The organism is Nitrospirillum amazonense (assembly GCF_007828035.1).
GTDB lineage: Bacteria > Pseudomonadota > Alphaproteobacteria > Azospirillales > Azospirillaceae > Nitrospirillum > Nitrospirillum amazonense.
Genome location: NZ_VITV01000010.1, coordinates 53,232 through 78,183, shown reverse-complemented (window position 1 = coordinate 78,183; position 24,952 = coordinate 53,232). Strand labels below are relative to the sequence as shown.

Here is a 24,952-nt window from a genome sequence, read left to right as displayed (position 1 = left end):
GAAGCGCTTCCTTACGTCCCGGGGGTGGGAAGCGGTTTCGAACCCGGCGGACGCCGCAGTGGGATGCGGCTGGCCGCCAGATCCTCGATCAGGCGCATTTGCGTCGGCAAGCAGATCGTCTCCAGGTCGTAGCGGGCCAGGATAGTCTCCCGCGCCCGGCGGCGCAGGCGTTCCAGCCGCTGGGGGTTTTCCAGGGCCGCCGCCACGGTCTCCGCCAGTTGGCCGGGCGAGAAGAAGTCCACCAGCAGGCCATTCTGGCCGTGGCGGACCACCTCGCGCACCGGCGCCGTATCCGACGCCACCACCAGGCACCCGGCGGCCATGGCCTCCATCAGAGACCAGGACAGCACGAAGGGATAGCTGAGGTAGACATGCACGGCTGAGACGTGCAGCACCGACAGGAACGTGGCGTAAGGGACCTTGCCCAGGAAATGGACGCGCGACAGATCAAGGTTCGCGCCCACCTCCGCCAGGTATTGGGCGCGATAGTGCGGGTGATTGGTGGGCCGCGAGCCGTAGCTGACCTCATCCCCACCCAGGATCACCACCTGGGCGTTGGGGCGGCGGCGCAACAATTCGGGCAAGGCGCGCATGAAGGTATGGAAGCCGCGGTAGGGTTCCAGATTGCGGTTCACGAACGTCACCACCTCGTCGCCCGGCCGCAAGGTCAAAGGGGTGGAAGCGCCCTCGGGCGTGACTGTCAGGGTCGCCGCCGCATCCGGACGAACCAGGCGGGTGTCAACCCCATCGTGCACGGTGGAAATGCGGTGCTGGACGTCAGCCGGGAAGCGCTGCGCCTGCCAGCGGGTGGGTGCGACACCCCAGTCCATGGTCTGCAGCCCGTGCAGCAGCACGCTGTTCTTGATGCGGATGCGGAAGGTGTCGTCCAGCGTGCCGGGAAATTCCGGGTCGAAGCCCGCGTCCTGACCGCGCGCGTTGTAAAAAAACTCCAAGTAAGCCAGCAGCTTGGCTTGGGGATAGATGTCCTTCAGGAACAGTGATTCGCCCCAACCGGGATGGGCGCAGATGAGGTCTGGAATGAAGCCTTGCCGGCCCAGTTCCATGCAGGCCCGCAGCACCGCCTGGCCCCGCCGGACCGCCGCCTCGAACCCGGCCACATAATGATGACTGCCGCGGCTGGCGCCTGCCGGCCGGGGATAGCGAACGATAACCATGCCGGGTGGCGGGCTCTGCACCACCACATTCCCGTCCTCGCCCATGCAGACCACTTCATGCCCCGCCGCCGCCATCGCCGGCGCCAGATGGCGATATTGACCGGGAAAATTCTGATGGATGAACAGCAGCTTCATGATGGCTTGGCAGCCCCCGCCGGCGGCGTGACGTAGGCGATGGCCCACAGGTTGAAGCTGGGCTTGTCCTTGGTCACCTTCACGGCGGCGAAGCCGGCGGCCAACAAGGCCTTGCCCAGGGTTTGGGCGGTGAAGCCGGTACGGTGCGCCATATATTCGTTGCCGTTCGCGATGGCGCTGCGCAACCCGAACAGCATGTCCAGGGGCGCAATGGGGCCGGCGGCTGACACGTAGACGGCGTCATCCAGCTTGTCCTCAACCACCAGGGCGGCGACCGCCTGCAGATCCGGCAAGGTAATGAGGGCAAAGCCATCGGGCTTCAGCACCCGGCGAAATTCAGTCAAGGCCACCGGTACCTGATGGGCGTGCAGATGTTCGACATTGTGGGAGGACCAGATGGCGTCCACGCTGCCATCCGCCACCATGGACAGGTCGGTGATGGACGCGACGATGTCAGGCCGGACCGCCGGATCGATGTCCAGCCGAACCTCACGCCATTCGCCGCTATGAAACAGGCTGTGCAGTTTCTCCGGCTTGTGGACGCCGCATCCGACATGCAGGACGGTGCGTGAAACCGGGGTGTCCAAGGTCATGCCCACTTAATCCCAAACTCACGCCGACGCCGGCACGGCATCGACGGACGGTACTATCCCCTGGCGGCGCGCCAATTCCAACAAGGCATCATTGATGCGGGGCGCCGTCATGCCCAACGGCAGCAACATGCCTCGGCCGTGCATCCGCAGGCGTTCCGCCTGAGCACCCAGGTCGAAGGCGGCGACGGCCAAGCCGGCGGCCAGCATTTCCGTCAGGGTGTAGGACCAGGTTTCCGGCCAGACGGAGGGAAGGAAGCCCAGATGCGCCTGATAAGCCCGGACAAGATCCACGCCCTCATCCTCGGTGTAGGCGCCGGTGACGCGCACGCGCCCGGTACCCAGCAACGGCGCGTTATCGCGGGAGTAGCCGACCAGCAGGAATTCCAGAGGCAGGGCCCGTGCCTGGGCATCCTGGGCGCACGCCAGCAGGACGCCGTATCCCTTGGCATCACCGATGGCGCCGACGATGGCCACGCGCACCATCGACGGCCGGGCCGGCGTTGGCTCCACCGCCGGAATCTCCCGATCGGGGTGGGGTTCCACCGCCAGGCGGATGCTGTTCCGGGGGAACTGCGCCGCCATACGGCGTGCCGTATCCTGCGTGGGACAGATCACCCGTTGGGCTCCGGCCAGCAAGGCCGCCATGGACCGGCGCCAGGTCGCGACCGGCCGGTCGCCCGCCATATCCCCAGACCGCAGGAAATGGCCATTGTCACCCACGCACGCCTCGCACACCGCCACTGCCGGCTCGCCGCAATAGCGGTCACTGCCATCCACCAGATTGATGCGCGGGCAGTACCAGACGTAATCATGGATATGTACGTCATAGGACCATCGACCGGCCAGCATGGCCAGCAGAACGGCTGGCACGCCTTTGACGTGGTGAACCACCATGCGGCCCACGCCCAGGGCCTGCAAATCACGCAGCAAGTCCGGCAAGGCCGCCAAGCCTTCGTACACCAGGGACCGGAGTTGCGGTGCGGCCGCGATCTCCAACCGGACGCGTGGCGTCTCCCCGGCCTCGTCTCCCCATCCCTCGGGCCGCAACACCACCACGCCGACACCCTGCGCCCTCAACAATGCGGCCTGGCTATCGACGAAACGATCCGTGCCGCCGCCAAGGACGGGACAGAGCAGCAGGCAGGTCTGAGGGCCCAAGGTGCGCGCCCAGGCCACGTCCAATGCCCGCCGGGCCGGCAGCAGCGGATCGGCGGCGATGAAGGCGTGAACAGCGGGCTGATAGTCAGGATGCCGCTGGTCCAGCAGTGCCAGAGCCGTGGCGATGCGATCCGCCTTTTCCGCACCGAAGGAGGAACCGCCGACATGGCCGACCAGGGTATCCAGCGCCGCGACGTTACGCCAACCCCGCGCCCGGGCCCGCCAGCAGAAATCGTTTTCCTCGCCATAGCCCAGGCCGAACGTTTCGGCGTCGAAATAACCGACGTCGTCCAGGCAGTCGCGACGGATATAAAAGCAAAAGCCGACGCCCGTTGGCACGTCCGCGACCTTGCCCGGCAACGCCGCGGCGGCCAGCCCGTCGAGGAAAGGCACAGAGATCTCAGCCAGCTGAGTACCCTCGGGATCGGGATAACTGAGGATGGTGGCATCGTTGGACAGTGGGGTCACCGTGCCTATTGCGGCGTCCTTGTAAGCCGCGGCGACCAGACGAGCCAGCCAATCCCCGTGAACCATGGCATCCGCGTTCAGCAGGACCACGTCACGGTCCGGGTGCAATGCCATGCCCCGGTTGGCCGTGCGCACAAAGCCCAGGTTGCCGGGATTGCGTAATACCGTCGCCCAGCCCTCGGTCGCCACCTCCTCCACCAGCGCCGTCACGGCCGTGTCCGCTGGAGCATCGGCGATCAGGATGACTTCGACCGGTGGTCCAACCTGCACCCCCGCCATACTCTCACGCAGGGCCACCAAACAGGCCCGCGTCACGGCAGCGTCGCCATAAACGGGGACGATGATGTCCACCGGCCGCCTCAGGCCTGATAGGGGCACCCGAGGCCGGACCGCGTCTTCCACACGGAGCACACCGGCCTGCCAATAGGCGGGTTCGCCGGTGGCGGGGAAAAGTGGCCGCACGCCCAGCCCCGCCGACACCGTCTGTGGCTCCGCCGGCCGAGCGCCCCCTTGCTCCGGCCGGAATACCAGCCGGCGCATCTGCCCGTCCCGGTCCACCAGGTCAAGGGTGACCGGACGCGCCGGGTGGGCGGCGTCCCAGGCCAGCACTGACCACTCGGGGTCACCCGGCGGAATGGAACCCGGCATCGCGGAAACGGGTGCGCGGGTGAAGCGCGCCATGAGGCGGGGTGGACGGGTCATGGCAGCCGCCAGGGGCATGCCCGGCACCAGCGTGCCATTGACGGTGACCTGGACCTGGGCATTCCCCGCCAATTCCGACGGCACGGTGAAGCTGAAAAGGCACAAGCGGGGATCCCGCCGATCGGGAGTCGGGGCAGCCCGATCCACTGTCAGGCCTTTCCATATAAGTTCGGCCTGTCCCCCGGGCGCCGCCGCGATGCCCTCGATCCGGCCCGCGCGAGTGTAGACCACCGCAGGCACGGCGCCCCCTGCCACCAAGCCCCGCAAGGCGGCAAGACAGGTATCGTCGGCCTCGGCATTCCAAGAAAGCGCGGGGACGAGGCGATCCAGGGCGACCGCCAAGTCTTCACGGGATCCCGACAGCGCCTGGAACAAACCGACCGCCGCAAAGGGTTGGGTACCGTCCATCTCCAAGGCGCGGGTGAAGCAACCGGCGGCGTGCCGAAGCTCGCCTCTGCTCAGGGCGACGACCCCTTCGAGGATGACATCAAGCGCAATTTTTCCGCCCTGAACCAAACGGGCGGCGTAATGGGCGGCTTCTTCCAGACGGCCGGCTGCCAAAGTGGCATGCACCAACCCTCGAAGTGCGGCCAGCCGGGTCTCAGGCTCGGCCAACGCCAGCCAACCCAAGGCTATGGCCGTATCATAGTCCTTCACGGCCACGGCCGCTTCCATGTCCTGCAGCGTCCGACCCAGGGTTGAAGTAGATAAGCCGGACATCACGCGGATCGCATCATCGCGGCAGGACCGCGACCTTCATTGCCATCAAAGGATCCTGAGGCTGGCCGGACCGGCACAGTACTCCCGACTGCCCCTCGATGTCGCCGTGGCGCAGGAAACGAACGGTGTAATCCAGGCGGTGGGTAGCGGCCAACGGTCCCACCAAGCGGAAGCCGGCGCCCAACAGGGGGAGCCCCCGGCCCTGGGTTCCCGCCAAGGTGCCGGCCTTCACCCAGGTACCGGTCTGGTCAATCGGGTTGGCGGCGCAATATTCCAAGCTATCGGCCAGCTCCGGCGAACCGACGACGGTGAAGCCCTCGAGCCACAGCAGATGATCCCCGGCCGAGGCCCATTCGCCGCCAGCGAACACCTTATCGCCCATGCGCTGGATGTGCGCAACCAGCCGTACGTCGATGGTAGCAGGAACCGTCTCATCACCCAATCGCTGCACACCGATGGAGACCGAAGATGACAGCTGGCCGTTCAAGGTCAAGGTGGTGAGCAGCAAGGGCGCCGAATCCGCCGTGACCAGCACGGCCACGCCGTTCGAGCCGTTGATCCAAGTCGAGGTGATGAGACCGTCGGGTGTCAGGAATTGCAGGGCCTTGCGTCCGGGTTCCGGCAGTGAGGAAAGTTGGACACAGGGGAAGGTCACGCCCTTGATCTGCTGCCGTCCTTCGGTGCCGAGACGGACGGTGATGTAATAGGTGCCTTCCGGCAGGGCCATGACCTTAGGCGTCGCACGCACCGGATCGCCACTGGGAGCGGGAGTCGTCACCGCCGTCGTGCCGGCCGGCGCCAAGATATTAGGCTGCATGGGTCTACCAATACAGAAGGGAGCGGAAGCACCGAACCCTGCCCTGGAATAAAGTCGAATGCAAGAAAACCGTGGTGCAGAAACGACTATGGCGGGCACCGGGCCCGCCATAGTGTACCTCATGTATAGATGGCTGGATCAGCCCTTGCTGGTGAACCAGCTGACGTTCACGCCCGTGACACCCTGAACGGTAATGGTGCTGCCGTCCGGCAGGGTCAGGATGGTGTTGCCGTTGCTGACCGTGGCGTTGCTGATCAGCGAACCGAGGTCAAGTGACTTGCCACCGTAATTGGTGCTGGTGAAGCCCAGCACATCTTTCGTCGCATCGAAGCCGGCGACCGTATCGTTGCCGTCACCCGGGCTGAATATGAAGGTGTCCTTGCCGGCCCCGCCGACCAGGCTGTCGTTGCCCGCCTCGCCAATGATGTAGGCTCCGCCGCTGCCAGCAACGATGGTATCGTTACCGGCGCCACCACCCAGCGTGTCAAAACCCGAGCCGCCGACGATGGAGTCATTGCCCGCGCCACCGTTGATGATGTCGTTGCCGACGCTGGAACTGATGACGTCGTTGGTGGAGGAACCGATGACGCTGTCGTTGCCGGTGCCGGCGATGACGGTGTTCACGCCACCCGAGCCAGTGCCCGAGCCACCGCTCAACACCAGGAAGTTGTTACCGGCGTCGCCAACAACGACCTTGCCGCCAGAGCTGGCGTCCAGGAACAGGGCGGTGGTGTTGCCGGCAGCGGTGCCGGTCAGTACGACGGAAGTAAGGCTGCTGTCAGCCACGACGTTGGTGACGATGCTGCTGCCGGTGGAGGTGCCCGCGGCTGTCTGGGACAGGTCAACAGCCGCCAGCGTCGGGTTGGCGCTGGAGCCGGAAACGACGACGCTGCTGACCGAGGTAACGGCCTTGGTGCCGAACGTGATGGTCGAGGACAGGGTTTGGGTCGGGGTGCTGGCCGACGTCGGCGCGACGCTAGCGATGCTCAGCGTGCCGGTGCTGTTCGCCAGGATACCGGACAGGGCCGTCGTGATCTTGTTCTGATCCGCCTGCGAGATGGTCGGAGCCGTCGAGAAGCTAACCGTACCGTTACCACCGGAAAGAGTCGGCATATTTTAATACCCCCGCTAAAACGTCGCTTTTGGCTATGGAGCCGCAGCCCGCTGCGGCACTGACGCGTCAGTTAAAACCCCTTGGCGAATTTATTAACGCGTTCCGCCAGTCCCGCGTGGAAGTAGGTATAATTCACGTCGGTTCCGCTGCACAAGACGGATTCAAGAAGATTATCGCCTTAATTTTAGACATAAGCCGCCGGAGCACATCCGCCAAAGAAAAGCGATCGACAAGCAGACCGGGATTTTAGCCCATTAGGCCTATTACCTTCGGCGGAGACGGCGGGCTTTCTCCCCTTGCTGGCGGGAAAAAATGACCGTATCGCCGTTCGCGGGTGCAGCGATTCGCGCATCAGCCCAACAGGTCTCTTCCGCCAAGGTCAACCGCGTTCGACCCAATCAACCTCGCGATTGTAAGGTGGAGATTAAAAGATTGACGCCCGGCCCGGGCCTATGGCTTTTTTCGCCCCAAGCGTCCTCGTCACGGACAGGATGCATTATATTTGCACAGTTATTCAACGCACTGGCGATGATATTATGGGGGTCCACCAGCCGATGAACGGTGCTGAAAGCAAGCCCCTGGCCCACGTTGGCGAAGTACCATTGGTGGTGGACATCGATGGCACTCTTATTCGGACTGATCTTCTAATTGAGAATTTCTTTACCATGCTGGCCACCAAGCCCTTGGCGGCCTTGGGCATCTGGCGTTTGCCGCTGCGCAGCAAAGCGTGGTTGAAGGATTATCTGGCTGCTAACGCCGGCGTCGATGTCACGACACTTCCTCTTAACCAGCCTGTAGTTGATTTTCTTCTTCAGGAAAAAGCAAATGGTCGTCGTATTTACTTGGCATCCGCCTCCAACCAGCGACTGGTTGAGGCTTTGGCGCGGCATCTCGGTTTCGTCGATGGGTCCTTCGGGTCGAATGAGGCCATCAACCTATCGGGCAAGGCCAAGGCCGAAATGCTGTGCCGTGAGTTCGGCGACCGGGGCTTCGACTATATCGGCAATGATTGGGTCGATTTCGCGGTGTGGCGCCGTTGCCGCGTGGCCATCGCGACCAACGCGACGGCCCGCCTGGTACGGCGGTTGAAGGCGGAACGTGGGGATGCCATTGAATTGACGGCACCCAAGGCCGGAATCAAGGTTTATCTGAAAGCCATTCGAGTGCACCAATGGCTGAAGAACTTGCTTGTGCTGGTACCGCTGCTGGCCAGCCATGACCTGACCGGCCACACAATCGCCAACAGTCTTTTGGCGGCCCTGGCTTTCAGTCTGGCGGCTTCCAGCGCTTATCTGTTGAACGATCTGCTGGATCTGCCCAATGACCGGGCCCACCCCAGCAAACGCCACCGGCCCCTGGCCAGCGGCCGCCTGCCCCTGATCCACGGGGCCATTCTGGCGCCCCTGCTGCTGGGTGTTTCCGTGCTGAGCGGGCTCATAGTGTCGGCCGATTTCCTCGCTGTTTTGGCCGCCTATTACATCATCACCCTGGCTTACTCGCTGCATCTCAAGCGCCACATGCTGATCGATGTGCTGACGCTGGCCGGGCTCTACACCATGCGCATTCTGGCGGGCAGCGCCGCCATTGACCGGCCATCATCCGCCTGGCTGCTGGGCTTTTCCGTATTCGTCTTCCTCTGCCTGGCCTTGATCAAACGCTACATCGAGCTGGTCGGCAGCCTGAAGGCGAACAAGGGCAATCCCAAAGGTCGCGGCTACCGGCTGGAGGATCTCAGCATCCTGTCAGGCTTGGCCAGCGCCAGCGGTTATTGTTCCGTCCTGATCTTGGCGCTGTATTTCAACAGCCCCGAGGTTCACGTCCTTTACCGCAATCCATCGCTGCTATGGCTGGCCTGCGCGCCCCTCCTATACTGGATCAGTCGCCTGCTGCTGCTGGCCCATCGTGGCGAGTTGCATGATGATCCCGTCGTCTTCGCCGCCACCGACCGCACCAGCCTGATCACCGGCGCCGTTATGGTGGCCATCGTCCTAGCGGCGATCTGACCCATGCGCCAGCCGATCAAGTCCTGGGGAAATCTGGCCAGCGTCGAACATGACGTGGCGACGCCCGCCTTTCGCGAAGATGCCGCGCCCTTGCTAACCACCCTGCTGGAGAAAACCGGCAGCGCGCTGGCCCACGGCCTGGGCCGTTCCTATGGGGACAGCCCGCTAAACGCCGGCGGCGGCCTGCTGGTCACCCGCCGCATGGATCGCTGCCACGCCTTCGACACCGCCACCGGCGTGTTGCGGGCGGACGCGGGCCTGAGCCTGGCCGATCTGCATGTCATCACCGTGCCGCGCGGCTGGTTCGTGGCCGTCACCCCCGGCACCAAGTTCGTTACCCTGGGCGGTGCCGTGGCCAACGACGTGCACGGCAAGAACCACCATGTGGCCGGTAGCTTCGGCCACCATGTCCGGGCCTTGGGCCTGCGCCGGTCCGATGGAACCCTGGTCGATTGCGCGCCTGACCGCAATACCGACCTGTTCCGCGCCACGATCGGCGGCCTGGGCCTGACCGGCCTGATCGAATGGGCGGAAATCCAGCTGCAAGCCATCGCCTCGTCCGACATGGAGGTGGAGAACATCCGCTTCGACCATGTCGACCGCTTTTTCGACTTGGCGGCCGAAAGCCTGGACTGGCCTTACAGCGTGGCCTGGGTCGACTGCCTCAGCCAGGGCGCCAGCTTGGGGCGGGGCATCTTCTCCCGCGGGCGCCACGCGCCGGATGGCCCGCGCCTGGCTCAGCCGGCTAGCGCCAAGCTCGCGGTGCCCCTGACCCCGCCCATCAGCCTGATCAACGGCCTGAGCTTGCGCGCGTTCAACGCCGCCTATTACAGCCGTCCGGGCGCCACCTTCGCCGGCCGCTGCCACTTCGATGGGTTCTTCTATCCCCTGGACGGTGTGCATCACTGGAACCGCGTGTACGGTCCCCGGGGATTCTACCAGTACCAATGCGTCGTGCCCCCCGCCGTGGCGCGGGAGGCCGTGACGGAGCTGCTGGCCCGGATCGCGGCCTCGGGCACCGGATCCTGCCTGGTGGTGCTCAAGAACTTCGGCGACGTCGCGCCTGCCGGCCTCCTGTCCTTTCCCATGGCCGGTACCACCCTGGCGTTGGATTTCCCTAACCAGGGTCAGCGCACCCTGGCCCTGATGGCGGATCTGGATCGCACGGTGGCAGCCGCCGGCGGCCGGCTTTATCCCGCCAAGGACGCGCGCATGCCGGCGGACCTGTTCGCGGCGGGCTATCCCGCTGTGGCGGATTTCAAGCGGCACATTGACCCCGCCTTCATGTCCGACTTCTGGCGGCGCATGGAACAGGCCCCTACGAAGAGCAAGCAGGCGTGACCGAAATGACCGGACAGACCGTGGTGATCCTGGGCGCGACTTCCGCCGTCGCGGAGCGTTACGCCCGCCTGCACGCGGCACGCGGCGCGCGCCTGGTGCTGGCTGGCCGCGACGGCCGCCGGCTTGGAGCCATCGCGGCCGACCTGATGGCACGCGGTGCCGCCGGTGCCGAGGTGGCCATGATGGATCTGGCAGCCCCGGCAGCGGGCTTCGACACGGCCTGGGCCGACATGGCCGCCAAGCTGGGCGGCCGTGTGGACACGGTGCTGCTGGCCTACGGCATCCTGGGCGACCAAAAGGCAGCCGAGGCCGACACCGCCGAAATGGCCCGCCAGCTGATCACCAATATGACCAGCGCCTGCGCCTGGCTGACCGTCGCCGCCAACCATCTAGAGCGCCAGGGCCAAGGCACGCTGATCGCCATAGCGTCCGTCGCCGGGGATCGCGGACGCCAGTCCAATTACGTCTATGGCGCCGCCAAGGGCGGCCTGGCCCTGTTCGCGCAGGGCATGGCCCACCGCTTCGCCGGCACGAAGGTAAAGGTGCTGACGGTGAAGCCAGGCTTCATCGACACGCCCATGACCGATGGCCTGGCCAAGGGCGGGCCGCTGTGGGCCACGCCGGAGAAGGTAGCGGCCGACATCGACCGGGCGGCCGCCAAGGGCGCCACCACCCTCTACACCCCCTGGTTCTGGATGGGCATCATGATGATCATCCGCAACCTGCCGGGCGCCATCTTCAACCGTATGAAAATCTAATGGTGGATGAAAATCTGATGCCCAGCCGCACCGACATGCCCAATGGCAAGCCCGTGGGCAAGATCGTCATCACCGGCGCCGCCGGCCTGGTGGGCCAGAACCTGGTGGTCCGCCTGAAGGATGCCGGCTACACCAACATCGTCTGCATCGACAAGCATCCGGCGAACACCCCGGCGCTTGCCCGCATGCACCCGGACCTCACCGTCATCCAGGCCGACTTGGCGCGGGACGATGGCTGGCAGGACAGCTTGGAAGGTGCCGCCGCCGTGATCCAGATGCACGCCCAGATCGGCGGGCTGGACTGGGCTGAGTTTGAGGATAACAATATCACGGCGACGGAGCGGGTGCTGGCCGCCATGCAAGCCGCCGACGTGCCCTACTTGGTTCACGCCAGTTCCTCCGTCGTGAATTCCATGGCGGTGGACTTCTATACCGAGAGCAAGAAGGCCCAGGAAAAGCTGGTGGATGCCTGCCCCATCCCCCATGTCACCCTGCGCCCCACGCTGATGTTCGGATGGTTCGACCGCAAGCATCTGGGCTGGCTCGCCCGCTTCATGCAAAAGGTGCCAGTCTTCCCCATCCCCGGATCCGGCCGCTATATCCGCCAGCCGCTGTACGTGGGAGATTTCAGCGCCATCATCATCGCCTGTCTGGAAAGCCGCCGCACGGGCACCTACGACATCTCGGGCCAGCAAAAAATCACCTACATTGAGCTGATCCGCGTCCTGCGCAAGGCGGTGGGCGCCAAGACGCCCTTGCTGCGCATTCCCTACGGCCTCTTCCACGCGCTGTTAACGGTTTACGCCCTGGTCGACCGCAACCCGCCCTTCACCACCAAGCAGCTGAAGGCCCTGGTGACGCCCGACGAATTCATCGTCATCGACTGGCCCGGCATCTTCGGCGTGCGCTCCACCCCGCTGGACGAGGCGCTGTCCGTCACTTTCAACGACCCGCGCTACGCCAGCGTCGTCCTCGACTTCTGATTTTCCCGAGGGGTTTCCCGCAATGGCTAAACTTGCCGTCATCGGCGCCGGCGCCATGGGCCTGGCTGCCGCCCATTATGCCCTAAAGGCCGGCCATGAGGTGGCGGTCTACGAGGTCGACACCCAGCCCGGCGGCATGGCGGCGCACTTCGATTTCGGCGGCCTGAGCATCGAGCGCTATTACCATTTCATCTGCAAATCGGACCAGCCGACCTTCGACCTGCTGGCGGAGCTGGGCATCGCCGACACGCTGAAATGGCGCACCACATCCATGGGCTATTTCATCGACGGCAAGCATTACCGCTGGGGCGATCCGCTGGCCCTGCTGTCCTTCCCCCTGCTGGGCCCCATCGATAAGCTGCGTCTGGGCCTGCAGATGTTCCTGACCACCAAGGCCCGCGATTTCCAGTCCATCGAACATCTGGACGCCGCCACCTGGTTCAAGCGCGGCGCGGGCGAGAAGCCGTTCAACGTGCTGTGGAAGCGGCTGCTGGACCTGAAGTTCTTCGAATACGCCGATAACGTCTCGGCGAGCTGGATCGCCACCCGCATCCGCCGCATCGGCAATTCCCGCCAATCCCTGATGAAAGAACAGCTGGGCTATCTGGAAGGCGGGTCGGAGACCCTGGTCCAGGCCCTCGCCGCCGACGTCACGCGACGCGGCGGCAGCCTGCACCTGGGCGCCAAGGTGGAGGAGATCGTGTCCGAGGACGGCCGGGTGACGGGCGTACGCACCGCCCAGGGCTTCTTCCCCGCCGACGCCGTCATCTGCACTGTGCCCACGCCCTATGTGGCGGGCCTCGTCCCGGCCTTCACCCAGTCCACCAAGGACAAGTACGACGCCATCAAGAACATCGGCGTGGTCTGCGTCATGCTTAAGCTGAAGCGGCCGGTTACCCGGCACTTCTGGCTGAACGTGAATGATCCGACGATGGAGATCCCCGGCATCATCGAATTTTCCAACCTGCGGCCCCTGCCCGACACGGTGGTCTACATCCCGTACTACATGCCGCACAGCCACCCCAAGTGGGGCTGGACGGATGCCGATTTCGTGGCGGAGACGATGGCCTGCGTGCACCGCCTGAACCCGGCCCTGACCGACGCCGACCTGATCGATACCCACGTCGGCCGCCTGCGCTACGCCCAGCCGGTATGCGAGCCCGATTTCCTGGACAAGCTGCCGCCGGTGCAGACCGAGGTCGCCGGCCTCCAGGTGGCCGACACCTGCTACTATTACCCCGAGGATCGGGGCATCGCCGAAAGCATCCGTTTCGCCAAGCGCATGGTCGACACGCTGTGAGCCCTGCCATGGAAAAACGCCCCGCGTCACCCGTGGACAGGCTGATGGCCAGTGAATTCGCCCGCTTCCTGCTCGTGGGCGGCTTCTCCGCCGGCGTGAACGTGGTGGCGCGCTACCTGCTGAACCGCGTCATGCCGTTCGAGGCCGCCGTGCTGGTGGCCTATCTGTTCGGCATGGTCACGGCCTACCTGCTGTCCCGCCGCTTCGTGTTCGAGGCGTCGGGCCGCAAGGCCCATGAGGAATTCATCCGCTTTTGCATGGTCAACGCTGTGGCCGCAGCACAGGTATGGCTGGTCAGCGAAGGCCTGGCACGCCTCGCCTTCCCCGCCATCGGCCTGACCTGGCACGCCGAGGATATCGCTCATATCATCGGCGTGCTGTCACCGGTCGTGACCAGCTATTTCGGCCATCGTTACTTTTCATTCCGCAAGTAAGCGACGTTAGGTTCCTAACTGACGACCCAGTCTTCGGCAGGCCAGGATGAAGCCAATCGTGCCCAGCGCGGCCACCACAGCCATTCCCGGGTTAATCAGGGGCTCGTGATACTCCTTCAGGAAATCGTCCGGCACCCCAATGCCGAATATGGCGACGCTGACCATGATTTCGGCTCCGGTCACGATGATGGCCAGCCAGGGCGAAAGGGCGTAAAGACCAACTGCGCCGGCTGCAATCGCCATCAGCGGCATGGCCAGCGCGCCCTGATGGATAATGGTAGCCCCTTCCTTGAACATGGCGAGGCTCCATACCACTGCTGTCAGCAGGAACACGCCTCCGGTGACCAACACGAAACGGGCGGCATCCTTTTGATGGCGGACGGCCAACAAGACGGCGGGCAAGCCCAAATAAAACACGCTGACGACGCTAGACACCAGGAAGAACTGTCCCCCACGCAGTCCCCCGCTCAGGCTGTGATACCGCGCGCTGTCGCCGGCCAGCAAAGCCCCGCCGGCCTCCCCGATCCATTTGGGAATATCCCACATCCCATCGAAAATCTTTTGGAAATTTATCCACTTGGTGTGGAGGATTTGTTGCCAGGATAGCGGCCCGTAAACGTCGCGCAACGTTTCCCAGGTGCTGCGGGGATCAACCTGAGTCACGTCCGCCAAATGATACTTCAACAGTCGGTTGCCGGGCGGATCGACCAGGGCCTGATAGAGGGACCAAGGCAGCATCAGGGCGATGAAGCAAACGCCGCCCGCCAGGATAAAGCGCCAAGTAGGGATTCGTCCCATGGCAAGGAAAAGGACAACCACGGCCAGCAGGATGAAGGCCGTGCTGCCGTGGCTCAACATTGCCAAGGCAGCCGTGGCACCGACCAGAGCTCCATGACGCCAGCTGGCCCGGATTTCATGGTAATAGGGAGAGAGCAGCAGCGCCGCCGTCATCAGGATGAAGCCCGCTGCGATCAGCTTCGGCCATACGAAGAATCCGTTTATGATGGCGACCGAGGAAAAGGCGCACGCCACAAGACCAACGGCGATGGCCCCATCCTTCAACCGCCAGACCGCCAGATACGCTGCCAATCCCAGCAGGAAGAACGCCTGGGCGCCGATGGACGCGAGTTCGTAGGCCATATCATGGCGCCACCCGGCCTGAACCGCCAACGGCGCCACTTCCAGCGCCAACCCCGTCTGAAGCGGCGGGCGGTCACTGGTCAGCCAATCACCAGTCAGAGGCCTGGGAATGTAGTTATGATAAAGACCGTCCTCGAACAGGCGCGGCAACGCGTTGTCTATGGGGAGATGATGCGAGAAGCGCACAGCCGCCGTCCGTAGGACATCCCCCATGCCACCATAAATCAACCCGGCGGCGCTAAGGGCCAGCGTGAACAGACCGACCAGCACCAGCGCGGTCAAGGCCGGATCGTTGGTCAGCCGTTCCCTCCTCAGCCATCCCGCCCGCCAGGCGCAGACGGCAGCGGCAACGAAACCCGTGGCCCCTATTAAGGTGACGGTGGTGCCAATGGCCCGGGAAAAGAAATAAGCAAAAAAGGTGACGTAACCCGCCACACCATAGCTAACGCCGCCCAAAACAATTCTCTCAGCCGGCAATTTGAGCCACCTGCCACCGCCCGTGACGGCCGCCACCCATGGCAAATAAGTCAACGCTAGAATTACGAATGTGAAATAAACCAGAAAAGTAACATTGGAGAACCAGTCAGCGTCAATCATATCAGTCGTACCGATCTTTATTCCGAATCCGTTTGCAAGAATTGCGCTGCCAAAGCACGAAATGAGCGCGCAGAGCGCTATTTATATCATTGAAATTGGCAGGAATGCTACGGTGAAGCGCGCATGCTGCAGCGTTGGGATGGCTGCGCCGGCGGCCCCGACTTTCCTTGACAGCTCTGTGGACAGGCGACAAAACCGGTAGACGCGTTGGGAAGCGCGTCGCCCTTTTTGCCTATTTCGGACCAGGGCGCCACTTTTAAACGATTACACTTTATTAGGCAGCGTATGCGAAATAATACCGGCCGTACCACCTGGAACAATCGACTGGCCCTGGCCCTGGTCATTCTGGCCCCCATTTTGGTGAAGCTGCCTCTGATCCTGGGGCTGCGCATCGCGGATCCGACACCGCTTTACAGTCGCCTGGCCAGCGAGCTCACGATGGCCCATCCGGGCAACCCGACGCTGGATCCGAATATCGCCTTCACCAGCCAGACCCTGGGCCATCGCGCCGCGCTGGATCTGCTGAGCGGTCACTTGCCCTGGTGGAACTATTTCCAAGGCGTGGGCATGCCCTTGGCGGGTGAGATGCAGTCCGCCGCCCTGTTTCCACTGACACCGCTGCTGGCCCTGCCTAATGGCCAGTTATACATGCATATCATCCTGCAGATTATCGCCGGCGTCTTCACGGTACTGCTCATGCGCCGCCTGGGGGCGGGCAAGGTCGCTGCGACCCTGGCCGGCGTATTGTACGAGTTCAACGGCACCTACGCCTGGCTAGCCAACGCTGTCATCAATCCCATTGCCTTTCTACCTATGATCCTGCTGGGGGTGGAGGCGGTGCGCGCCCGCTTTTCCCCGTCCCATGACGGGTTGGTGCGTCGTGCTGCCGGTTGGTATTGGATTCCAATAGGCTTGGCATTGTCCCTGTATGCCGGCTTTCCTGAAACGGCTTACCTTAACGGCCTGCTGATCGGTGTTTGGACCTTGGTCCGCCTAATCGGCCTGGGCTCTGCCCGGGTAGCCGCTCGTTACCTGTCGAGCGTGGCAGGCGGGGCCGTTGTGGGTATGCTGCTGGCCGCTCCCATCCTGATCGCCTTCACCGATTTCCTGCTCGTGGCCAATGTCGGCGGACACAGCGGCGACGGCTTCCGACACATGCACCTGCAGGCTGGCAACATCGTCAACCTGACGCTGCCTTATCTTTTCGGCCATTTGGGCGAATTGCCCGTCCCTGTCGGCAACGGCGCTTTCTGGGGCAATGTCGGCGGCTATGCCGGCATGGCCCTGGTGGCCCTGGGGCTGGTTGGCGCCGCTGGCGCCTTGCGTGACGGCACGTACCGCGCTCTTCGCCTGGCCCTGGCCGCCTGGGCGGCCGTGACCATGACCGCGACCTACGGTGCACCCGTCATCACCCCCCTGGTCACCAGCATTCCCGCCGTGGGAACAGCGGCCTTTTTCCGTTATTTCTGCGCCTCGTGGCAGTTCTCGCTGAGCGTCCTGGCGGGCTTCGCGGTGCAGGATCTGGCCACCGCGTCGGTGCGGCGCCCCGGCTGGGAATTCTGGACCGGCTTGGCCGCAGCCTTCGCGGTGACGGTAGCGGCCCTGACTCCGGCCGCGCCCACCCTTGTCGGCCTGCCACTTACTCCTTGGTTCCAGCGGTCGTTGATGGTGGGAGAAGGTGTGCTGGGCGGCCTCGCTCTGTTGGGTGGACTGCCCCTGGCAACCAGACGCCGCGCCATGCTGGTAGCCATTCTGGCCGGGTTGGAAGCGATGCTGCTGTTTATTGTGCCTCTGCGCAGCCTACCCTCAGCGGCCGTGGTGGATACGCGCGGCGTGACCTTCTTGCAAAACCATCTGGGTCAACAGCGCTTTTATTCCCTGGGACCGGTGACACCCAACTATGGCGCCTATTTCGGTATCGCCGGCATCAACCATAATGATATGCCCCTGCCCAGGGCCTGGGTGGATCATGTGGTCAAACATCTGGACGACAATACCATAGATGTGCTGTTCACCGGCTTCAGCCGGGCATCAGCCAGCGGACCGACGGCCCTCGAAAACCTGCTGCGCAACCTGGATGCATATCGGCAACTGGGTGTGAAGTACGTCCTGGGGGGACCGACCAACGCCAATGACTGGACACCTCCAGGGAGTGCCGCACAGCAGAACGGCAATAGCGCCGCCCCCCTGCCCAGCGATGGCCATGCGGCCTTCACCCTGCCCTTGCCCGACCACGGGGTCGTGACCCAGGTCGGTATCCTAGTAGGCACCTACGGCCGCAAGAGCGATGGACTGCTGACGGTCAAGCTGTGTGTGGCCGATACCTGCGCCCAGGGATCTGCAGTTCTAGACCATCCGGCCGACAACACGTACTTCCCCATTCCCCTGGACAGCGGCCTGCCCGTCAACGGCGGCCATGCGCGGTTGGAACTGCAGCGGACGGGTGGCACCCAGCCCCTGGCCGTGTGGATGTATCCGGTGCAGCCCGACGGCATCCGTACCCAGGCGCTGGATGGCGGTTTCGCGTTCGAAGAGCAGGCACCAAAGCTCTCCCTGACATTGAGTGCCGACGGCCCCCTGCGCCCGGTATTCCGCGACAGCGTCATGACGGTGTATGAGCTGGACAATGCAACACCTTACTTCACCGCTGAGGGCTGTACGCTGGATGTACAGTCGCGTGAGGCGCTGGTGGCGAACTGTCCCGCCGCCGCCGCTTTGCGCCGGCTAGAATTGGCAATGGCCGGATGGTCAGCCACCGTGAACGGCGTCGCCCAGTCCGTGGCCGCCGACGGACCGCTGTTCCAGCGCGTGGAGTTGCCCGCCGGCTGGTCGGTGGTCACCTTCCACTTCCGGCCGCCTTTCATGCCGCTGGGCTATGCCCTCTTCCTCCTGGGCCTGGTATCCCTGGCGGCCTCTACCTGGTGGAATCGACAGACTGTGACGCGTACCTGAGGCCTCCCGGCGACGGGTAAGGTGCCGGGGACCCGGTGTAAGGCAAAAGTCATGTGAGGATGACATCGGGCGGGCTGCCATGGTCGGATGGCCCACCCCACGGGTCCTTACAGCTTGGGGGACATCCTTACCTTTTGGGGGAGGGTCCCCAGCCAAGAGACTCGGTAGCGGCACCCTATCCTTACTCACCGGGGGCGAGTCGCGGCGGACCAGACGCTGAGGGCGGTGTTGTACCGGAGTCATGCGGTATCCTTACCAATCGGGGGCCCGCGACTCCGTTGATTTTCGAGAACCGGCGGGTTCATCCTTACCGCTGGGGGGGCATTTTCCACCCGCTTTAGCCCCTTGGGCGACCGAGATGGCGCGTAACCGCCTTTCTTTAGCTATTTCAGCTGTTTATTGACTTTCCCCGCCGAATGCCTGCGCAGAATGCCTGCGCGTGCGGCTCCCCCACGCCGTAAGGATAGGGCATGGGAGCCCCCGGGATGTAAGGATGATGGCTTCGTTCCCCCAAGCGGTAAGGTTTCCGCGGACGGGGCAGGCGAAGGGATGGGCATTCGGCTCCTCTCATGATTCGAGTGGAAAGGAGGCGCGAGATCCTTACCTCACGAGTCGTCGTCACCGAGGTGATGAAGGCGTCCAGCTTGGTCCTTAGTTGATCCTTTTACCCTCAAAATGAACCGTTATTTTTAGGTATTCCCTTTCAAAAAGGATTCTAGGACGCGCAAACCCTGGCAAACCCTGGGGTTTTGCGACCTTATGCTTACCAGCAGGGGGCGATATCCCTACCGGCCGGGGCGATTCGCCTGCCGCCCCAGGGCGTAAGGGCGGCGCTCTATTGCGCCCCCAGGAAGTAAGGAGTTGGCAAATCAGGGCTTTCCACCCTTTCCTTACTTGCGGTCCATGTAAGGAAGCCCCTACAGTGCGGCCATTCATTCACGGGATGATGGCATGGCGCGCAAAAGCGATAAACCGGTCTTGAGACCGTCGGTTTCGATACCGACGGGGCCTGCGGCTGATCGTTTGGTATCGCCCCCAATGGCCGCGACCAGGGATGCCCTCATGCCCTATCGGCCACAGGACGTGGCGGGACCGGGCATCGTCATCGACATGGACGGCGGTATGGACACCTCCGTGCCGGCGCTGGCGGAGGAGAACGCGCTGGGCCTGACGGCCAAGGTGGCGGCAGCGACGTTCGAGCGGGATGGCTACAAGCACCTGATCAAGGCGGCGGAGGCGGTCTATTCCTATCCCGCCAACGGGTCACGCCTGTCCCTGCCGGCGCAGAAGATGCTGAACTTCATGATCCATCTGGCCGGCAGCCAGAACTTCGCCAACAAGCTCTACCGCCTGCCCAAGAAGGTCGTGCGCGGCAATCACAAGGGCAATGAGCGCATCTTCGACGCGGTGAAGGAGATCTACGAGTCCAGCCTGGTGGTCATCGGCCCCTTCCGCGGCCGCCGGTCGCGTGCCGAGCTGCGCATCCTCAGCAGCTATGTCCGGCCGGAGGAGGAGATCGAGAGCGACAGCGCCGACATCCACTTCCAGTTCACCGACGCCTTTCTGGAACTGCAGCGCGCCTCCAAGCTGTGGGCGCGGCTGTCGGGCCCGGCCATGGTGAAGGTCACCAGCACCTACGCGCTGAAGCTCTATGAGATCGGCATGCAGCGTTACCAGATGGACTTCCCCTCGCTGGCGCTGGACATCGACACGTTGCGCCGCCTGCTGAACGTGCCGGAGGGGGCGTACAAGGACTTCGGCATTCTGCGCACCCGCACCATCGATCGCGCCATCGCCGAGGTGAACCAGCTGGCGCCCTTCCGCGTGGAAATGCCGGAGGCCAAGATGGTGCGCCGGGGCCGCAAGGTGGAGGAGGTCACGCTGGACTTCTTCGCCAAGGATGAGGACGAGGTCGCCGACACCTTCCTGGAACGGGAACGGCACAGTGTGGGCCGGCGGGCACGGCGCATCGGCAAGGTGGAGAAGCTGGAGCCGGCGGTGGTCGAGGCCACGCCCTTGCCCGACGCCGACGATGCCAACGCCCTGTGGGCCGCCGCCCGCCACGCCTTGTTGGCCAAGAACGTTCCCGCCCCCCTGCTGCGCGACCTGGAGGTTGAGCGCATCGAGGAGACGGCACGGGGCGAACGCCGGCTGGTGCTGGTGGCGGGCCATCCCGCCACGGCGCAGACGGCCCGCATGAATCACGAGCCCAGCATCCGCAGCGTCCTGGTCTCGCTGACCTCCGGGTCCATCACCGGGGTGGAGATCGTCGCACCCCCACGCCGTAAGGGTAGGGCCGCCGACCCCGCCCCCTCGGCGTAAGGATGACGCCTGCGCTAACGGTTGCGACGTCGCAACCAGCTGCGTGATGTTGACGTAACACAACGGGACTTGTTGACGCCGCCAATTCGGCGCCACTATTCTGATGCCAACATCTTGGGGCTTAAAACGGAAGGGACGGCCATGGATGGCGCCGCATTGCGGATCGCGCGGGAAGCGCGTGGTGAAACCCAGCAGACCTTCGCCGACTGGCTGAACGCCAGCCTGGGCCGCAAGTACGACAAGGGCCGCATCAGCCGCTGGGAAACCGGCGGGGAGAAGATTCCCCAGGCGGTCATCGACCTGCTGACCCCGCGCCGCCGCGCCCGCCAGACGGCCGCCATCATCGCCCTGTCCAACCAAAAGGGCGGCGTGGGCAAGACCAGCGCCTCGGTCAACATCTGCGCCGCCCTGGCGGCCTTGGGCCAGCGGGTGCTGTTGGTGGATGCCGACCCGCAGGCCAGTGCCACGGTGCACCTGGGCATCAGCCAGGCCGACATGTCGGAAGCGGGCAAGACCACCTATCACGTCATGCTGAAGGATCAGGCGACGGGCCAGGCGGCCGTGCCGGTGTGCGACGGCCGCTTCCACCTGCTGCCCAGCACCATCCTGCTATCGGCAGCGGAGACGGAACTGATCGCCGAGCCCATGGGCACACTGGTGCTGCGGGAGCGGTTGGCCATGGTCCGCCGGGCCTATGACTACATCCTGATCGACTGCCCGCCCCACCTGGGCATGCTGACCCTGAACGCCCTGGCGGCGGCAGACGGCGTGTTGATTCCCGTACAGACGGAGATGCTGGCCCTCATGGGCGTGCCCCTGCTGCTGGACACCATCAGCAAGGTGCGGCGGCGCGGCAACCCCGACCTCAGCGTCATCGGCATCCTGCCCACCATGTTCACCGCCCGCCATACCCAGGACCGCGCCACCCTGGCCGACCTGGAAGCGCGGTTCGGCGGCGCCATCCGCATCTTCACCCCCGTGCCGCGCGCCACCATCTTCCCCCAGTCCGTGGCAGCCGGGCAGCCCACCATCGATGTGGCATCGGACCCTGCAACCGTGGCACCTTTCCGCGAGGTTGCCCAAGCCCTGCTTGAGGCGGATGGAGAGGACGTCGCCCATGTCGCGTAAACTGGCCCGCAGCAATCCCGCCCTGGCGGCGACGGCGGCCAGCCTGTTGCCGGCCACGGCCAAGCCGCTGAACAAGCTGTATGGCACGTCGGAGGATTTTCCAGAGCTGGTGGAACTGGACCTGGACCAGGTGTTCCCCAACCCGGATCAGCCGCGCCGCCATTTCGACGAGACGGCCCTGCGCGAGCTGGCCGACAGCATCGGCGCCCAGGGTCTGATCCAGCCCATCGTCGTGCGCAAGCGGGCGGAGGGCGGCTACCTGATCGCCGCCGGTGAACGCCGCTGGCGCGCCCACCGCCTGCTGGGCAAGGCTACGATCTTCGCCATCGTGACCCAGGGTGGGCTGGATGAGATCGCTTTGATCGAGAACCTGCAGCGCCAGGATCTAGACACGCTGGAGGTGGCCTGGGGCCTGAGCCGCCTGGGAGAGACCCATCGATACACCCAGGACCAGCTGGCCGGCGCCGTGGGACTCAGCAAGTCCGAAGTCTCGCGCCTACTGGCCCTGGTGCGCCTGCCGGACAGCATTCTGGCGGAATATCCCGCGTATCGGGACCAGGTGAGCAAGAGCCACCTGTTCATCCTGGCCGACGCCGAGGATGATGCCGCCCGCCATCGCCTGTGGGGGTTGATAAAGGGTGGCGCCACCATCAAGGCTTTGCGCGCCGCCAACAAGCCGGCCGAGTCGGCGGTGCCGGCACCCAAGGTGCCACCGCTTGCCGGTCGCCTGATCACGCGCATGGAGCGGGACCTGGCGCAGGTGTCGGCCGGCCCCAACGGTCTGGCGGCCAAGGACAGGGAGCGGCTGGAGAAGCTGCGCCAGCGGCTGGACGAAATCCTCCGCTAATTGCGACGTCGCAATCGGCGCTTCAGCAGCACACGGATATGACGATGCAGGGTAAGGGGGGCTGGCGGCAGATCGCGCGCCTGCCGCAATGTACCCCCAAGAGGTAAGGACGGTGACAGCCGACCCTTGGGCACGTCGATGCGCTGTGACAGATAGATGCCGGAATGCCCACTGAAGGCATAGGCGACGAAGCAGGCAACCGCGATGTAAGGGGTGTGCGCGGCGCCGAACAGCTCTATCCCCATCAGGGTGCAGGCCAAGGGGGTGTTGGCCGCTGCGGCGAACAACCCCACGAAGCCCAAGCCGGCGAGCAGGTCCGTCGGGGCACCCATTACGCCAGCCAGGGCATGGCCCAGGGCGGCACCGATGAAGAACAGCGGCGTGACCTCGCCACCCTTGAAGCCTGTGGCCAGCGTGGTGATGGTGAACAGCGCCTTCCACAGCCAGCTGAACGGGTGATAGGGTGCGGCCTGGAATAGGCCGGGCAGGGTGATCGCGGCTGGATCGGCCGACCAGACGCCCAAACCCAGATAGTCGCGCGTGCCCAGGATGTGGACGAAGGCGATCAGCAGCAGGCCACCCAGGACTGGCCGCAGCAAGGGCTGGGGACAGAGGCGGCGCACCAGCGCCGCCGCGCTGTGCGAGAGCTCGGAAAAGACCAGGCCGCCCAGGCCGAAGATCACCGCCGCCAGGGTCACCTTGGCCAGCAGCCAGCCTTGCAGGTGAAAACCGCCGTCGCCGGTGGCGATGATGTAGGCGGTATGCTCGATGCCCCAGGCCTGGCAGGTCCAGTCGCCAACCAAGGCCGCGATCAGGCAGGGCAGGAGCGCCTCATAGCGCACCTGACCCAGGCTCAGCACCTCCAGCGCGAAGATGGCGCCAGCGATGGGCGTGCCAAACACCGCGCCAAATCCGGCGGCCACGCCGGCCATCAACACCAGTCGGGTATCGACCGGGGGCAGTTTCACCAGACGGGTGAAGCCGCTGGCCAGGCTGCCACCCAGTTGCACCGCCGTTCCCTCGCGGCCCGCTGAGCCGCCGAAGAGGTGGGTGACGACGGTGGCGGCCAGGATCAGCGGCGCCATGCGCAACGGTACGCCGGCGCCGGGTTCGTGGATCTGGTCCACGATCAGGTTGTTGCCGCCGTCGGCCCGCCCGCCGAAACGGCTATAGACCCAGACGATGGCGATGCCGGCCAGGGGCAGAGCGTAAAGCAGGGCGGGGTGATCGAAGCGGGCCTGTGTGGCCCGGTCCAGGCCCCACAGGAACAGGGCGCAGGCGCTGCCGATCAGAGCGGCGACAGGGGCTGTCAGGCATAGCCATTTCAACAGGGCGCGCGTCTGCGCGGCCCACGAGGCCAACAGGCGACGGGGGATCATGAGGGGAACCCGGAACTGATGAAGTAAGGATAGGGCGCGGACACTGCGGACGGACTCCAACCATCAGGTGGCGAAACACCGAAGGTAGGAATCATCAGCCCCGGACGGGGCGGTTCGGCCAGGAGACGGCCAGGCAGAAATCCATTGCCAGAATCAGCTATGACGGATGCCGACGGCCCCTGTCAACGGTTTGCCGCGCAGTGCTGTCGCCCACCTGGGGCGCGAAGGATATTGAATCGCGCGCGGCTATCCGATTCGCTGGCTATTGGCGACCAGGAAGAAAGCTAAGATGCAGTTAATTTTCGTGATCGGCCGAGTCGGGCATGCCTTTACAGAGTGCGGATTTTGTTCAGCAGGGTCAGCAGCTGGGTCTGCTCGTCGGCCGTCAGCACGGCGGACACCTTGGCCTCCTGCTCTTCCACCAGGCCTTCAGCCTGGACCAACAGTTCAAGTCCGGCGTCCGACAAGCTCAGCATCTGCACCCGCCGGTCCTGCCGGCCGCGCACGCGCTTCAGCAGGCCCCGGTTGGCCAGGCGGTCGACCAAGTGGGCCATGTTGGGCGGGGCGATTTCCAAAACCTCACCCGCCTGGCGCTGGTTCACGCCCTTGTTCACGCTCACCAGGCTCAGGAGCGAGAATTCCGCCAAGGTCAGTTGGCAAGGGGCGAGATGCTCCAGCACCAGGCGCCGCACCAGTGTTTCCGCCCGCGACAGGTTGAAGCCGACGAATCGCTCCAGCTTTGAACAGTCCAGCGCCGTTTCCGCCTTGGCCGTGGCGGGCAGGGACTCGTCGGGGCTTTCCTCAGCTGTCAGCACATCGGTCGCGGGCGTGGTGTTCTTCAGGGCCGGCATGGGAGCGGTCTCAAAAAAAAGCGGAGCGGCGTGAA

At 64.4% G+C, this 24,952-nt stretch carries 19 protein-coding genes and 1 riboswitch; of the genes, 11 read left to right on the top strand and 8 right to left on the bottom strand.

Going from position 1 to position 24,952, the window contains the following annotated elements:
- Nucleotides 1–11 precede the first annotated feature (11 nt).
- The 3 genes from FBZ87_RS23260 to FBZ87_RS23250 are packed head-to-tail and all read right to left on the bottom strand — an operon-like array spanning nucleotide 12 to nucleotide 4,336.
- Nucleotides 12–1,310, bottom strand: coding sequence for a glycosyltransferase family 4 protein (locus tag FBZ87_RS23260; RefSeq protein WP_145612984.1), 1,299 nt, complete (start codon nucleotides 1,308–1,310; stop codon nucleotides 12–14).
- Complete coding sequence (locus tag FBZ87_RS23255) at nucleotides 1,307–1,903, bottom strand: class I SAM-dependent methyltransferase (RefSeq protein WP_145612983.1); 597 nt, start codon at nucleotides 1,901–1,903, stop codon at nucleotides 1,307–1,309. Before FBZ87_RS23255 ends, FBZ87_RS23260 begins: the two co-directional genes overlap by 4 nt.
- 18 nt (nucleotides 1,904–1,921) lie before the next feature.
- Complete coding sequence (locus tag FBZ87_RS23250; protein WP_186454942.1) at nucleotides 1,922–4,336, bottom strand: glycosyltransferase; 2,415 nt, start codon at nucleotides 4,334–4,336, stop codon at nucleotides 1,922–1,924.
- Between the two features lie 333 nt (nucleotides 4,337–4,669).
- Here FBZ87_RS23250 and FBZ87_RS29340 point away from each other — a divergent pair, with 333 nt between their 5' ends.
- Complete coding sequence (locus FBZ87_RS29340) at nucleotides 4,670–4,933, top strand: hypothetical protein (protein ID WP_186454941.1); 264 nt, start codon at nucleotides 4,670–4,672, stop codon at nucleotides 4,931–4,933.
- A gap of 31 nt (nucleotides 4,934–4,964) precedes the next feature.
- Here the strand turns inward: FBZ87_RS29340 and FBZ87_RS23245 are convergent, their stop codons facing one another.
- Nucleotides 4,965–5,678 (bottom strand): hypothetical protein, encoded by a 714-nt coding sequence (locus tag FBZ87_RS23245; protein ID WP_145612981.1) that lies wholly within the window; start codon nucleotides 5,676–5,678, stop codon nucleotides 4,965–4,967.
- A gap of 228 nt (nucleotides 5,679–5,906) precedes the next feature.
- The gene (locus FBZ87_RS23240; protein ID WP_145612980.1) at nucleotides 5,907–6,881 is read right to left on the bottom strand and encodes a calcium-binding protein; all 975 of its coding nucleotides are present in this window, start codon (nucleotides 6,879–6,881) and stop codon (nucleotides 5,907–5,909) included.
- 555 nt (nucleotides 6,882–7,436) lie between these two features.
- Between FBZ87_RS23240 and FBZ87_RS23235 the strand changes: the two genes are divergently transcribed.
- From FBZ87_RS23235 to FBZ87_RS23210, 6 genes are read left to right on the top strand one after another with little or no spacing between them, the layout of a single operon-like run.
- The gene (locus FBZ87_RS23235; RefSeq protein ID WP_145612979.1) at nucleotides 7,437–8,885 is read left to right on the top strand and encodes a UbiA family prenyltransferase; all 1,449 of its coding nucleotides are present in this window, start codon (nucleotides 7,437–7,439) and stop codon (nucleotides 8,883–8,885) included.
- A gap of 3 nt (nucleotides 8,886–8,888) precedes the next feature.
- Nucleotides 8,889–10,226 (top strand): FAD-binding oxidoreductase, encoded by a 1,338-nt coding sequence (locus FBZ87_RS23230; RefSeq protein ID WP_145612978.1) that lies wholly within the window; start codon nucleotides 8,889–8,891, stop codon nucleotides 10,224–10,226.
- Nucleotides 10,227–10,231: 5 nt separating this feature from the next.
- Nucleotides 10,232–10,984: an SDR family oxidoreductase gene (locus FBZ87_RS23225; protein ID WP_145612977.1), complete on the top strand. Its 753-nt coding sequence runs from the start codon at nucleotides 10,232–10,234 to the stop codon at nucleotides 10,982–10,984.
- A 17-nt stretch (nucleotides 10,985–11,001) separates the two neighbouring features.
- Complete coding sequence (locus tag FBZ87_RS23220; protein ID WP_246134549.1) at nucleotides 11,002–11,967, top strand: NAD-dependent epimerase/dehydratase family protein; 966 nt, start codon at nucleotides 11,002–11,004, stop codon at nucleotides 11,965–11,967.
- A gap of 22 nt (nucleotides 11,968–11,989) precedes the next feature.
- The gene (locus tag FBZ87_RS23215; protein ID WP_145612975.1) at nucleotides 11,990–13,267 is read left to right on the top strand and encodes an NAD(P)/FAD-dependent oxidoreductase; all 1,278 of its coding nucleotides are present in this window, start codon (nucleotides 11,990–11,992) and stop codon (nucleotides 13,265–13,267) included.
- 44 nt (nucleotides 13,268–13,311) lie between these two features.
- Nucleotides 13,312–13,701: a GtrA family protein gene (locus FBZ87_RS23210; RefSeq protein ID WP_246134548.1), complete on the top strand. Its 390-nt coding sequence runs from the start codon at nucleotides 13,312–13,314 to the stop codon at nucleotides 13,699–13,701.
- 6 nt (nucleotides 13,702–13,707) lie between these two features.
- Here FBZ87_RS23210 and FBZ87_RS23205 read toward each other — a convergent pair whose 3' ends face one another.
- On the bottom strand, nucleotides 13,708–15,438 hold the full coding sequence (locus FBZ87_RS23205; protein ID WP_145612974.1) for a hypothetical protein: 1,731 nt from the start codon (nucleotides 15,436–15,438) through the stop codon (nucleotides 13,708–13,710).
- Nucleotides 15,439–15,723: 285 nt separating this feature from the next.
- Between FBZ87_RS23205 and FBZ87_RS23200 the strand changes: the two genes are divergently transcribed.
- The 4 genes from FBZ87_RS23200 to FBZ87_RS23185 all read left to right on the top strand — a co-directional run bounded on the left by FBZ87_RS23200 (nucleotide 15,724) and on the right by FBZ87_RS23185 (nucleotide 22,687).
- Nucleotides 15,724–18,390: a YfhO family protein gene (locus tag FBZ87_RS23200; RefSeq protein ID WP_145612973.1), complete on the top strand. Its 2,667-nt coding sequence runs from the start codon at nucleotides 15,724–15,726 to the stop codon at nucleotides 18,388–18,390.
- Between the two features lie 1,062 nt (nucleotides 18,391–19,452).
- The gene (locus tag FBZ87_RS23195) at nucleotides 19,453–20,712 is read left to right on the top strand and encodes a replication initiation protein (RefSeq protein ID WP_246134547.1); all 1,260 of its coding nucleotides are present in this window, start codon (nucleotides 19,453–19,455) and stop codon (nucleotides 20,710–20,712) included.
- Nucleotides 20,713–20,853: 141 nt separating this feature from the next.
- Nucleotides 20,854–21,840: an AAA family ATPase gene (locus FBZ87_RS23190; RefSeq protein ID WP_277906733.1), complete on the top strand. Its 987-nt coding sequence runs from the start codon at nucleotides 20,854–20,856 to the stop codon at nucleotides 21,838–21,840.
- A complete protein-coding gene (locus FBZ87_RS23185) occupies nucleotides 21,830–22,687 on the top strand; it encodes a ParB/RepB/Spo0J family partition protein (protein ID WP_186454940.1) in 858 nt (285 codons plus the stop codon). Before FBZ87_RS23190 ends, FBZ87_RS23185 begins: the two co-directional genes overlap by 11 nt.
- Here the strand turns inward: FBZ87_RS23185 and FBZ87_RS23180 are convergent.
- Together FBZ87_RS23180 and FBZ87_RS23175 are read right to left on the bottom strand one after the other, a co-directional pair.
- The gene (locus FBZ87_RS23180) at nucleotides 22,684–24,066 is read right to left on the bottom strand and encodes a voltage-gated chloride channel family protein (protein WP_145612970.1); all 1,383 of its coding nucleotides are present in this window, start codon (nucleotides 24,064–24,066) and stop codon (nucleotides 22,684–22,686) included. The two genes, FBZ87_RS23185 and FBZ87_RS23180, sit on opposite strands and share 4 nt — an antisense overlap.
- Before the next feature lie 78 nt (nucleotides 24,067–24,144).
- Nucleotides 24,145–24,224, bottom strand: a riboswitch (Fluoride riboswitch).
- Nucleotides 24,225–24,395: 171 nt separating this feature from the next.
- Nucleotides 24,396–24,917 (bottom strand): MarR family winged helix-turn-helix transcriptional regulator, encoded by a 522-nt coding sequence (locus tag FBZ87_RS23175; RefSeq protein ID WP_145612969.1) that lies wholly within the window; start codon nucleotides 24,915–24,917, stop codon nucleotides 24,396–24,398.
- Nucleotides 24,918–24,952 lie beyond the last annotated feature (35 nt).

Bases quoted from the DNA above. Each gene is read 5' to 3' on its own strand.
- FBZ87_RS23200 (WP_145612973.1), top strand. From the start codon at position 15,724: ATGCGAAATAATACCGGCCGTACCACCTGGAACAATCGACTGGCCCTG.
- FBZ87_RS23255 (WP_145612983.1), bottom strand. From the start codon at position 1,903: ATGACCTTGGACACCCCGGTTTCACGCACCGTCCTGCATGTCGGATGC.
- FBZ87_RS23230 (WP_145612978.1), top strand. From the start codon at position 8,889: ATGCGCCAGCCGATCAAGTCCTGGGGAAATCTGGCCAGCGTCGAACAT.
- FBZ87_RS23190 (WP_277906733.1), top strand. From the start codon at position 20,854: ATGGATGGCGCCGCATTGCGGATCGCGCGGGAAGCGCGTGGTGAAACC.
- FBZ87_RS23180 (WP_145612970.1), bottom strand. From the start codon at position 24,066: ATGATCCCCCGTCGCCTGTTGGCCTCGTGGGCCGCGCAGACGCGCGCC.
- FBZ87_RS23245 (WP_145612981.1), bottom strand. From the start codon at position 5,678: ATGGCCCTGCCGGAAGGCACCTATTACATCACCGTCCGTCTCGGCACC.
- FBZ87_RS23195 (WP_246134547.1), top strand. From the start codon at position 19,453: ATGCCCTATCGGCCACAGGACGTGGCGGGACCGGGCATCGTCATCGAC.
- FBZ87_RS23260 (WP_145612984.1), bottom strand. From the start codon at position 1,310: ATGAAGCTGCTGTTCATCCATCAGAATTTTCCCGGTCAATATCGCCAT.
- FBZ87_RS23235 (WP_145612979.1), top strand. From the start codon at position 7,437: ATGAACGGTGCTGAAAGCAAGCCCCTGGCCCACGTTGGCGAAGTACCA.
- FBZ87_RS23185 (WP_186454940.1), top strand. From the start codon at position 21,830: ATGTCGCGTAAACTGGCCCGCAGCAATCCCGCCCTGGCGGCGACGGCG.
- FBZ87_RS23240 (WP_145612980.1), bottom strand. From the start codon at position 6,881: ATGCCGACTCTTTCCGGTGGTAACGGTACGGTTAGCTTCTCGACGGCT.
- FBZ87_RS23220 (WP_246134549.1), top strand. From the start codon at position 11,002: ATGCCCAGCCGCACCGACATGCCCAATGGCAAGCCCGTGGGCAAGATC.
- FBZ87_RS23175 (WP_145612969.1), bottom strand. From the start codon at position 24,917: ATGCCGGCCCTGAAGAACACCACGCCCGCGACCGATGTGCTGACAGCT.
- FBZ87_RS23210 (WP_246134548.1), top strand. From the start codon at position 13,312: ATGGCCAGTGAATTCGCCCGCTTCCTGCTCGTGGGCGGCTTCTCCGCC.
- FBZ87_RS23205 (WP_145612974.1), bottom strand. From the start codon at position 15,438: ATGATTGACGCTGACTGGTTCTCCAATGTTACTTTTCTGGTTTATTTC.
- FBZ87_RS23215 (WP_145612975.1), top strand. From the start codon at position 11,990: ATGGCTAAACTTGCCGTCATCGGCGCCGGCGCCATGGGCCTGGCTGCC.
- FBZ87_RS23225 (WP_145612977.1), top strand. From the start codon at position 10,232: ATGACCGGACAGACCGTGGTGATCCTGGGCGCGACTTCCGCCGTCGCG.